Source organism: Alteromonas sp. 009811495 (genome assembly GCF_028865455.1).
Taxonomy (GTDB): Bacteria; Pseudomonadota; Gammaproteobacteria; order Enterobacterales; family Alteromonadaceae; genus Alteromonas.
In genome coordinates this window covers 2245192-2257124 of the sequence record NZ_CP113972.1, presented here as the reverse complement: position 1 = coordinate 2257124, position 11933 = coordinate 2245192, and the positions used below count along the sequence as shown (strand labels likewise).

Genomic DNA, 11933 nt, shown 5'->3' with positions numbered 1-11933 from the left:
TTACCGCGGTTTTTTTGGTATGTAATTTGATTGCGTTTTTAATTTGATTGTTAATTTTATTCGATTGTGCAATTTGATTATGTAATGAGTCAGTAAGATTAAAGCAACTTAAGGAGAAGTTATGAAAAAGGCACTGGTAGTGGAAGGAGGGGCGATGCGTGGTATTTTTGCTGCGGGTGTGCTTGATAAGCTTATGGAAGACGAAATCTATGACTTTGATTTTGCGATCGGCGTTTCAGCGGGGGCTACAAACCTCTCCACTTATGTTTCTCGTATGCCGGGTCTGAGTAAAACAATCATTACTCAGTTTGCAACAAAACGTGAATTTTTTAGCCCTTTGCGATTTATTAAAGGCGGCCACATGACGGATGTGCACTGGTTGTGGCACTACGGAAAAAAGGCACTTTCGATACCCAGAATCAATGATCAGCAAACCATCCCTCTATTTGTGGGGGTTACTAATATAGCCAGTGGTGAATGTGAATATTATCGCGCTACAGCAGATAATGTTGACGAACTCATGGTAGCGTCTTGTGCTATTCCAACAGCATACCGAGAGTCCTCTTTAGTGAATGGTGTAGCCTATGTGGATGGTGGTGTAGCAGATCCGATACCTGTCAAAAAGGCTTACGACATGGGGGCAAGAGAAATTACCGTTATTCTCTCGCAGCCTTACGGATTTACTAAGCCTGAACTTAAATCTACGTGGTTACTAGAGAAGATGTACGCAAATACACCAGCACTTTTGGATAAAATGCTTAAGCGAGCACAAACATACAATGAAACCCTTTCCTTTATAACTAACCCGCCAGAAGATTGTGAGATTAAGCTAATAGCGCCAAACAATGCGTTTGACGTGAAGCGACTAACCATGAATAAAAGAAAGCTACTAAAAGGGTATGCGCAAGGAAAACGAATGGGCAGACGATATACCAAGTTTTCTAAACAGGTGTCGATACAAAAAAGCGCATAGTGAAGTGCGTCGCAACGTATGTAACTGCGGGTGTAGCGATACGGCAACAAAACACGTTTACCGACATTTATTTACAGTTAATCGAGCCGGTCATTTAAAAAATGCAATTATTTCAAGTGCATGCAGTGTTTCAAATCGCAGACGGTTAATTCCTCTGACGACGTTGTTATACATCGGAGATGCAGAATAAATTTAAAGCATGGTTACGTGTAACTGATTTGTCTTTATTTGGAGATTATGGATAAAGAGATATTGATAATAGTGTTTTGATTGTAACTTATTGTATCTGATGGATTTATATTGTCTCATTAACCTTTCTTATCGTCTCCCGTGTAAAAAAGGCATATCATCATCAATGTCGTGAAAATTTTACACAACGTTGGCCCTTTCTTTGCACAGTGTCTTCCCTAGCAATCAGTGCTTTTGGTAAATGCGCCGAAAAACAAAATTCTAGCGTTCGAACACCGCTATTGTGTTGCTCAACTAGAGACGTGCGAAGAGCCTGAAGCAGAATTATAAAAGTTAATAAAACTATCTGACTGCTATCCGATATTAAAAAAGTGCAAGGAAAGCAATAAAACCTTGCCGCAATGGTAGATACAGATGTCATTAAATGGCAATATCGCTAACCATTATAAAAAGCATACATTCATTTACGTGCAAATTTTGAATCAGAGAGTATCAATAGGCTTAGTTAACCCTAAAAATCCGGTTAATGTGGCGTCAATTCTTCGTGCTGCAGGGTGCTATGGTGTCGCCAGTGTATTTTACACAGGTCAACGTTATCGTTTTGCTAAAGACTTTAACGCTGATACAAAGGCGTTTCATAAAAAAATACCGACAATTGGCGTAGATAGTTTGAAAGATGTGATACCGAAAGGAGCATCTGTTGTAGCAGTTGAATTGGTTGAGGGTGCGACACCGTTGCCTGAGTTTAGTCACCCAGCCAACGCGTTCTATATGCTTGGACCAGAAGATGGCAGTATATCTGAAGAAATACTGCAATGGTGTGATCATGTAGTTTATGTACCCACATATTCCTGCATGAATTTAGCCGCTACGGCGAACGTATTGCTGTACGATAGGTTGTGTAAATCGGATTTTCAAAAGGGCGATGCGCTAATTAGAAGTAGCCGTGATAATAATAACAAAACAACAATTAAATCGAACTAAGGTGTTATTCAGACTAGGAAGTTACCCAAACGCCTAAAAATAATTAAATCAGGGGAACTTACATTGAAGCATAGAACAATAAGCGCTATCAAAGTGCTAAATAGTGTCGTGTCTAAAAAACTAAAAGAGTTACCATCTGGGTTTTCACCATTTAAAAAGAAGTTGTCGTTAGATCAGGCAATTACTCGGTTTTTCTTCAGCCGATATGAGTTGGTAGTAGCTAATGATAACGCTGATAAAGCAGTGAGCTACAAAACGCGTCATAAAGTTTATTGTGAGGAAATGAAGTTTGAGCAAGAAAACCCTCAAGCTATCGAAAAAGACAAATTCGATGACCGCGCAATTAACTGCTACATAAAACATCTTCCGACAGGCGAATGTGCGGGTACCATACGGTTGGTTTTGCCCACAGAGCAGGGTTTGCTATTACCACTTGAAGAAAAATGTAGCGATGCCATCAAAGATGATGGATTACTACCTTCTAATTTAGTGCCAGACAGTGTATGTGAAATATCCCGCTTGGCGATTCCTCGTGAATTTAGGGAACGTCAGTTGCGTACTAGCGTTTTTAAATTAAACAAGACTCCTTCGAAGTTCAAAGGCAGAACAAAATCGTCAAGTATGGAGCAGCTGCCATATCTTTCTGTTGCGCTTTATTTAATGGCGCTAAGCCTTTGCTTGAAACTAGATATTAAGCACGCATATGTTCTTATGGAGCCCAAATTGGCCAGAAGACTAAGGTCGTTTGGTATCAACTTCACGTCTGTTGGCGATGAAGTTGAGTTTAATGGAAAGCGAGTTCCCTACAGAATATCTGCGTCAAAATTAGTTGATAGTCTGACCAAGCCTCTAAACGGTTTCTATCGCGAAATAGACAATGAGTTACAAAAAGTTGCCGACTCAATTAGGGTTCCAAAAGCGCCAGCAAGAAATAACGTAGTGAAGATTGCTAAAGCCGCATAAGGGGCGTAAAAACAACAATTTGTAGCCTTTAGATTTTGTTACAAAAAATTTATTTTTTGTTCATAAAAGGCGCAATGCCCTGAAAACAAAGGGGCAAATTTACAATTCTTTACACTTTGCTAGCAATTAATTGAATTAAAAAGTGTTAAGGGATTGAATGCTTAAAAACATAGGGTTATCTTTTCTTAGCTTACACTCGTAAGCGAAAAATAATAAAAGGGAAACCACATGTTTAATAAAAGCTTAGTCAATACAGCTGTCCGAAATGCAACGCTTTTCGGATTAGTTGGTACTCTTGCTTTCCCGGTAATGGCACAACAGCCAACTGAATCCGAGGAAGAAGCGGTAGAAAAAATTCAGGTCACTGGCTCTCGTATTAAGAGATCAGAGCTTTCTACTCCGGCACCAATCGTTTCTGTAAGCGCAGAAGAAATCCAACGTTTTGGTACGCCTGACCTAGGTAGTATTCTTGCTGAGTTACCTGCTATTGCAGCGGGCTCAACGCTAATTGGTAACAACAACAGCAATGCCAATGCAGGTTTGAGTTCTCCTGACCTACGTTCACTTGGTGAAAACCGTACACTGACCCTAGTTAACGGTAAGCGCCACGTTGCAGGTTCTCCATTCTCTAATGCAGTAGATACGGGTTCAATCCCAGCTGCAATGATTGAGCGAATTGAAGTAATCACAGGTGGTGCATCTGCGATTTACGGTTCTGACGCTGTTTCTGGTGTAATCAACGTAATTCTTCGCGATGACTATGAAGGCGTTGAATTGAACTTTGACGGTTCTGCAGATCTTGAAGATGTGGGTGCGCGTTCAAACAACTACAGTGCATTGGTTGGTGCAAGTACTGAAGATGGCCGTGGTAACGTGACCTTCTTCGCAGAAATGAACAACATCGCAGAAGTAATGGAGCCTGATCTTCAACAAGCAGAAGCGTGGGGCACTATCGTAAACCCAGATAACACGGGTGAAGATGATGGTATTCCAGACCGTCTTCGTCGTCGCTATGTTGGTTCAGAAATGATCAATGGCTTTGGTGTAATTAACCCATTTGGTGGTGGTCCGCGTATTACCTTTACGCCTGACGGCACGCCAATTGACCAAGTAGAGCGTATCGGTACAAACAGCTTCGCGTTTGGTAATTTCGATCAGCGCTACGACACGGTATTCTTTGGTGAAGATTATCGTAACTATGTGCCTGACCAAGAAACATTGACGTTAGCCAGTACTTTCCGCTACGACATTACTGATAACATCCGCTTCTATGGTGATATCAAGTACGTAGACAAGAAAATTGAACAGCAATTCCAGCCTTCGTTCCGTTTTGGTAACGTTTCAATCAACGTAGAAGACAATGCTTACCTTGATGACGTTACACGTGCACGTCTTCTTGACGGTGGTCAGTCTGTAGTTGGTTTCTCTCGTTTCTTCGACGACATTGGTAACCGTTCTGCATCGAACGACCGTAAACTATGGCGCTTTGTTGGTGGTTTCCAAGGTTTCTTCACACTTAGTGATACAGACTTTGATTACGACTTGTATTACACCCGTGGTGAGGTTTCTAACAAACGTCGTACGTTAAACGACTTGATCCCAACCAACTTTGTAGCTGCGCTTGATTCTGTTATCGACCCAGCAACAGGTGAAGCTGCATGTCGTAGTCAAGTGCCTGATGCACAGGGCGATGATTACGAAGATCCAGCAGCAGTAAACGGTCAAAATTGTGTACCGTTTAACCCGTTTGGTTTTGGTCAAGCGAGTGCTGAAGCAGTAGATTTCGTATCTGGTGATGTTCAGCGCGAAGACGAAATCACACAACAAATGTTCGGTGGTACTGTTTCATTCGACTCTACAGAGTGGTTCGAGCTACCTGGTGGTCCAGTAGGTATCGCATTGGGTTACGAATACCGTGAAGAAGACGTAGTCACAACTACCGATGAATTCACTAAGCAAGGTTTCTTCACTAACGCGGCGACACCTGATTCATTCGGTGGTTACGACGTAGAAGAATTCTTCATCGAATTACGTCTACCGCTACTTGCTGATGTAGCATTTGCAAAAGAGCTATCAATTGACGCTGCATACCGTGCTGCTGACTATTCACACGCGGGTAGTGCTGATGCATGGCAAGTAGGCTTCATGTGGGCACCAATTGAAGACTTGAGAATTCGTGGTACGGTTGGCGAAGCGGTACGTGCGCCTAACGTAGATGAAGCTTTCTCGCCATTGTCTCCTGGTTTTGCTCGCGTAAGCGATCCATGTGACGCTGATAACATTGATGATGATCCGGATCGTCGCGCTAACTGTGCTGCGTTGGGTATCCCAGAAGGTTTTGAAGCGAACGATAACGTAAGTATCGAGATCCTGTCTGGTGGTAACCCTGACCTATTCTCTGAAACAAGTGAATCGAGAACAGTGGGCGTAGTGTGGACTCCTGAGTTCATTGAAAATCTATCGGTTACTGTCGATTTCTATGACATTGAAATCGAAGACGCAATCACAGAAGTTACTGCGCAAGATATTGCAGATAACTGTGTTGATGCGACAGGTGGTCCAGATGCGGGCTTCTGTGCGCAAATCGACCGTGGTGCTGATTTTGATATCGACCTAGTTCGTTCTGGCTTTATCAACGCGTCAGCAATCAATACAGCGGGTGTGGAATTCCAAATCCGTTACACAACTGAACTAACAGAGTTTGACCTTCCTGGTGAAATTCGCTTGAACCTACAAGGTAACAAAGTGAATGAGCTTGAAGTGTTTGAATTCCAAGACCGTCCAGATGAAATCAACGTTGAAGTAGGTGAGCTTGGCGACCCTGAGTACCAGTTCCGTACTATTGTTGATTACCGTATTGATGAGTGGAACTTTAACTACACTAGCCGTTATATCGACCGTGTAGCAACGTTTGACGTTTCACCAGGTGGTGGTTCTCCAGAAGATACTGATCCAGGTTTCGTAGGAAGCATCTGGACTCACGACTTCAGTGTTGAATATATGTATAGCGAAAACGTAGACATGTATGTTGGTCTTCGTAACGCGTTCAACAAACTGCCTCCAGGTTACACATTCGACCCACTTTACGACTTGTTGGGTAGACGTGTTACTGCTGGTGTAACAGTACGTTTTGACTAAGTCCATTCTCCCCGGACACAGCCACCTCATATGAGGTGGCTTTTTTGTTTCTTGAATACGTATGCATGTTTTTTAACAATCGTTTAACTCGTATCCTGTTAAAACCTTGAATTAACAAAATGTATCCATGCGTACACTAAAGCATTCTTTTCGGTTTAAACCACTTACGCTTGCTATGCTATCTATAGGATTATTAGCATGCACCGACTCTTCAACTATGAACACCAACAAAGCTGAATCTGCGCCAGTAGCACAAAGCGTTGAACTAACCAATGACGATACTGTGCAGCACATAAGCGATGAAAGAATTGGTAAGCCTGTTGTGTATCAGGTGTTTACGAGGCTATTTGGTAACACCAATACGACCAACAAAGCATGGGGCACACTAGAAGAAAACGGCGTGGGTAAATTTGAAGATTTTACCCCACAAGCTCTTGCCGCTATTAAAGCGCTAGGTACAAGTCACATTTGGTACACTGGTGTTCCACATCATGCATTAGTAACAGACTATACTGAGTATGGTATTTCACAAGATGATCCTGATGTAATTAAGGGCAGGGCTGGCTCTCCCTATGCTGTAAAAGACTATTACAACGTCAACCCTGACCTAGCAATTGACCCAGCAAGGCGTTTAGAGGAGTTTGAAGCGCTTATCAAGCGTACTCATGACGCGGGTATGAAAGTTATTATCGATATAGTGCCAAACCACGTCGCTAGAGACTATCGTTCGCTTTCAGCACCAGAAGGTGTCGTCGATTTCGGTGAAAACGACGATACGTCTGTGGAGTATGCTAAGAATAACAATTTTTATTATGTCGTTGGCGAAGGTTTTAAAGTACCTACATCTGAAAGCTATAAAGTGTTGGGGGGCGAGCCACACCCGTTAAGTGATCAAAAATTTGATGAGTTCCCTGCAAAATGGACGGGAAATGGCGCGCGAGCTGCCAAGCCCGATATCAATGATTGGTATGAAACCGTAAAGGTAAATTATGGTGTAAGGCCAGACGGCACTTATGATTTTCCGTTATTACCAGCGAATTATGCTAACCAAGGTATCGAACAGCACGCTCAATTTTGGGAAGAAAAAGCACTACCAGATTCTTGGTATAAGTTTAGAGATATTGCGCACTATTGGTTAGATAAAGGTGTTGACGGTTTTCGCTACGATATGGCTGAAATGGTGCCTGTTGAATTTTGGTCATTCTTAAATAGCAGCATTAAACAAAAAAATCCTGATGCATTCCTATTAGCTGAAGTGTATCAGCCTGACAAATATCGAGATTACATTCATAAAGGGAAGATGGACTATCTTTACGATAAAGTAGGCTTTTACGATACGTTAAAGAAGATAATGCAAGGAAAGGGGAAAGTTAGTGAGTTGGTCTCGATTCACTCTGAGGTCAGTGACATTGCGCCTCATATGCTACATTTTCTTGAAAATCACGACGAACAGCGCATCGCGAGCCCAGATTTTGCTGGAACTGCAGAAAAAGGCAAGCCGGCACTAGCGGTAAGTGCACTTATAAGTGCATCACCTACGCTACTGTATTTTGGTCAAGATGTTGGTGAAGATGGCAGTGAAGAGACCGGCTTTGGTGATCCTACTAGAACATCTATTTTTGACTATGTAGGTGTTCCTGCCCATCAACGTTTTATGAATAACGGAAAGTTTGATGGCGGTGGCTCTTCCAAAGACGAGTTGGCGCTACGTGAGTTTTACGAAGACGTTATGGCTATCGTTTCTTCTAACTCAGCAATAAAAGGGGACTTCGTTAACCTTCACGACCTAAACCTTAGTGTTGAAGGTTCAGCTTACAGCGAACAGCAGTTTGCGTTTGCGCGAATAAACGAGCAAAAAGGGTTTGTGGTTGTTGCTAATTTCGATGAGAGCGAGGTTGATAACATTACATTATCTATTCCTAAAACCCTAATCTCTGAGTCGGCGCCCTCGCAAGTGCTAACAGCATTACTTCGCCACGAAGACGTTGTTATAAACGATAGCGGTGAGCACTTTACTGCTGAGCTAACCCTTAAAGGGCTTGAAACTAAGGTGTTTGCGTTTTAACACCACTTTCACTTTTTAAATGATTCGGTCAAGGCCAGGTAATTACCTGGCCTTTTCAATGAAGCCGTATAAATTCTACTCGCTGTGACTATAGGCTTGCTGCTTAGCACCGTGAATACGTATGCAGTGCATTGGTCTTACTTGAGAACAAAGGTAGTATCAACGTACCTTCATCTGCTTAACGTATTTTTAACAAGAGGTCACAGTGGCAGCCATAAATTTCAAAAAAACTAACTTAACAAGTCGAGAGAATCGTTTTTCCTCATCGGCGTGTTTATTGGTGATGACAAGTTTAGCGTTTCCCACGCTTGCCAATGAACTCACAGTTTCGCCGCCAAACTGGTGGGTAGATATGGCAGCTAGTGACGTAGAGTTGATGGTTTATGGCGATGATATAGCAGACGATACCGTAACGGTTTCAAAAGGCGCTGTAAGTATTACGAAAACCCAAGCACTAGATAGCGAAAACTATTTATTTTTAACGTTAAATACCGAAAAAGCCAAAGCAGGCGAAGTCATATTAACCTTTACCGACAGTGATGGAACGGTTCGCGAAAAATCATATTCTTTGCTTAAACGAAAAGCGGGTTCAGCACAGCGACAGGGCTTTAGTCCCAAAGATGCAATTTATCTAATAGCGCCAGATCGATTTGCTAATGGTGACCCTTCAAATGACAACGTCGAGGGCTATAAGGACACAGTCGATAGGGCTGCAAAAGGCGGTCGACATGGCGGTGATATCAAAGGAATAATAGATAACCTCGATTACGTTAAAGAGATGGGCTTTACCCAAATTTGGACGATGCCTTTACTTGAAAATGCGATGGATAATTACAGCTATCACGGCTATTCAACAACAGATTATTATCAAGTAGATCCGCGCTTTGGTTCCAACCAAGATTATGTCGAGCTTAGCGAAAAAGCGAGTGAAGCGGGTATCGGTATTATTATGGATATGGTCTTAAACCATATAGGCAGCACTCACCAATGGATGAAGGACAAGCCTTCGCAAGATTGGATTAACAATAATGGTATATTTGTCGGTACGACGCATAAGCGTGAATCACTGCATGACCCTCACGCCGTAGAAAGCGATAAAATTGGGTTTAGCGATGGCTGGTTTGTTCCCACAATGCCAGACCTAAACCAGCGCAATCCTCACCTTGCTAACTACCTTATTCAAAACGCTATATGGTGGGTCGAGTTCGCAAATTTAAGTGGTATCCGCGTAGATACATACTCTTATCCTGATAAAGATTTTCTTAGCCAGTGGACTACACGCGTTATTGAGGAGTATCCAAACCTTAATATTGTCGGTGAAGAATGGTCAGTGAACCCTGCTATAACCGCATACTGGCAACGAGGCAGTCACAAACATGACGACTACGTCAGCGCCTTACCATCGGTCATGGATTTTCCATTACAAACTGCTCTGGTAAAAGCACTTGATAGTGCAGAGAGTTGGAATTCAGGTTTCATCAGTGTTTATGAAACACTGGCAACTGACTTTTTGTATGCAGAGCCAAATAACCTCGTTGTCTTTGCTGACAATCACGATATGAGCCGTGTGTTTACTCAACTTGGACATGATGTGCGTAAGTGGAATATGGCGATGACGTTTTTCTTAACAACGCGCGGTATACCTCAGGTGTTTTACGGCACAGAAATCTTAATGCAAAACGAGGGGACAACAGACCACGGCGTTATTCGTACTGACTTCCCGGGGGGCTGGAAAGAGGACACTGATAAAAATGCGTTTAATGGCAAAGGTTTGTCTGAAGAGGAGCGCTGGGCACAGCAACGAACAAAATCGCTGCTTTCACTACGCCGCGAGTACCCAGCACTTTTTGAAGGCGAGTTGAAACATTTTGCACCAAAGGATGGCTTGTACACCTACTTTAGAGTGAATGAAAACGATAAGTCTCGCGCACTGATGGTCATTTTAAATAAAGAAGAAACCGACGTTACTTTAAGTCAGTACAGAGAACTGTTAGGGCGCTACACTAAAATTACACGATTAGACGATGGCAAAGTTATGCGCACTTCAGATGTGCTATCTTTACCAGCAATGTCTGCCACAGTCTTCATTGCACAATAACTCGCAGTTTTAATATTAACAATAAATAGAGCAAACTATGCAAACAACACAACCTCGCCTGTCTTTTTGGCAAATTTGGAATGTCAGCTTTGGCTTTTTAGGTGTTCAATTTGGTTTTGCACTGCAAAACGCGAATGTCAGTCGAATCTTGTCAGATTTAGGTGCAGATCTACATTCACTGTCTTTGTTTTGGTTAGTCGCGCCTATTATGGGCCTAATTGTACAACCTATAGTGGGTTCAGCTTCTGATAGAACATGGAATAGGTTAGGGCGACGACGTCCGTTTATATTAGCGGGGGCGATTGCTGCGGTAATTGGTATGATCCTGTTGCCAAATGCGCCAATCTTTGTTGCCTTTTTAGCGCCTATGCTAATGGGGGCATTGATGGTGGCACTAATGGATGCGTCATTTAATGTATGTTTTCAACCATTCCGTTCGCTTGTATCAGATATGGTGCCTCCTTCGCAGCGCAATGTCGGATATTCGATTCAATCGCTCTTAATCAACATTGGCGCGGTTATTGGCTCTATTCTTCCGTTTGTGTTAACGAACGTAATCGGTCTTGAAAACACTGCTCAAATGGGAGAGGTTGCTCCTTCAGTAATGTGGGCGTTCTATATTGGAGCTACTGTTTTACTTGGTACCGTTATTTGGACGGTCATTCGCACTAAGGAGTATGCTCCAGATGAGTACAATCGCTACAAGGGCTTAAGCGATGCCGATGTGGCTGAAATGTCAAAAGAAAAGGCACCACTTTTGAAGCGTTTGGGCGAGTTCTTTGACCTTGTTGTTAATATGCCCAAGACTATGAAGCAACTTGCTGTAGTGCAGTTCTTTTCGTGGTTTGCACTTTTTATTATGTGGGTTTACACCACACCTGCTATTACGCAGCATATTTGGAACGTGGATAAGCAGTGGTTTGACCCTGCATTTATTGCTGCTGCACCTGTAGTGCCAGAAACTATCACAATGGCGAAAGGCGCTGCCGGTGATTGGGTGGGCATTCTCTTTGCTGCTTATTCAGTATTCGCTGCTATCTTCTCAATTTTTCTTGCGCGTTTAGCCGATAAATTTGGCCGAAAAATGGTTTATGCGGGGGCACTGGCGCTCGGTGGTATAAGCTACGTTAGTTTCTTGTTATTCCAAGATCTGACTATGGTTAACGTAAACTTACTTATCACTGAGGTTACTGTTCCTCTAGGCGCCGTAAAATTACTTATCCCAATGATAGGCGTAGGTATAGCATGGGCCGCTATTTTAGCGATGCCTTATGCCATGTTGGCGGGGGCGCTACCAGCAAATAAAACAGGTGTGTACATGGGTATATTTAACTTTACCGTTGCAGCACCTCAAATTGTATCGGGTTTAACCGCAGGCTGGATCTTAAGCAGCGTATTTGAAAATGATGCAAAATACATCATCGTAGTTGCGGGTATCTCAATGTTAATTGGCGCAATAGCAGTATTCTTTGTGAAAGAAGCAGATACAAGCGCATTACAAGAAGCAAAAGGAGAGTAGCGCG

Annotated in this window: 7 protein-coding genes; all 7 read left to right on the top strand. The window is 42.7% G+C overall.

The genetic code is table 11. The annotated features are described in order from the left end of the window. The first annotated feature begins 121 nt into the window (after positions 1-121). The 7 genes from OZ660_RS10330 (at position 122) to OZ660_RS10300 (ending at position 11929) form a co-directional block, all read left to right on the top strand. On the top strand, positions 122-973 hold the full coding sequence (locus OZ660_RS10330; protein ID WP_274740819.1) for a patatin-like phospholipase family protein: 852 nt from the start codon (positions 122-124) through the stop codon (positions 971-973). 657 nt (positions 974-1630) lie between these two features. After that, positions 1631-2146 carry an RNA methyltransferase gene (locus OZ660_RS10325; RefSeq protein WP_274743451.1) on the top strand — a complete coding sequence of 172 codons (516 nt, stop codon included), beginning with the start codon at positions 1631-1633 and terminating at the stop codon, positions 2144-2146. A 63-nt stretch (positions 2147-2209) separates the two neighbouring features. Continuing rightward, entirely contained in the window at positions 2210-3109 is a 900-nt protein-coding gene (locus OZ660_RS10320; RefSeq protein ID WP_274740818.1) for a PEP-CTERM/exosortase system-associated acyltransferase, read from the top strand. A 228-nt stretch (positions 3110-3337) separates the two neighbouring features. Next, on the top strand, positions 3338-6247 hold the full coding sequence (locus OZ660_RS10315) for a TonB-dependent receptor plug domain-containing protein (RefSeq protein ID WP_202261539.1): 2910 nt from the start codon (positions 3338-3340) through the stop codon (positions 6245-6247). Between the two features lie 127 nt (positions 6248-6374). Further along, positions 6375-8312, top strand: coding sequence for an alpha-amylase family protein (locus OZ660_RS10310; protein WP_274740817.1), 1938 nt, complete (start codon positions 6375-6377; stop codon positions 8310-8312). Positions 8313-8595: 283 nt separating this feature from the next. Next, positions 8596-10410, top strand: coding sequence for a glycoside hydrolase family 13 protein (locus OZ660_RS10305; protein ID WP_274743450.1), 1815 nt, complete (start codon positions 8596-8598; stop codon positions 10408-10410). 37 nt (positions 10411-10447) lie between these two features. Next, complete coding sequence (locus OZ660_RS10300; protein ID WP_159624353.1) at positions 10448-11929, top strand: MFS transporter; 1482 nt, start codon at positions 10448-10450, stop codon at positions 11927-11929. The last annotated feature ends 4 nt before the right edge of the window (positions 11930-11933 follow it).

Bases quoted from the DNA above. Each gene is read 5' to 3' on its own strand.
- OZ660_RS10330 (WP_274740819.1), top strand. From the start codon at position 122: ATGAAAAAGGCACTGGTAGTGGAAGGAGGGGCGATGCGTGGTATTTTT.
- OZ660_RS10315 (WP_202261539.1), top strand. From the start codon at position 3,338: ATGTTTAATAAAAGCTTAGTCAATACAGCTGTCCGAAATGCAACGCTT.
- OZ660_RS10310 (WP_274740817.1), top strand. From the start codon at position 6,375: ATGCGTACACTAAAGCATTCTTTTCGGTTTAAACCACTTACGCTTGCT.
- OZ660_RS10305 (WP_274743450.1), top strand. From the start codon at position 8,596: ATGACAAGTTTAGCGTTTCCCACGCTTGCCAATGAACTCACAGTTTCG.
- OZ660_RS10300 (WP_159624353.1), top strand. From the start codon at position 10,448: ATGCAAACAACACAACCTCGCCTGTCTTTTTGGCAAATTTGGAATGTC.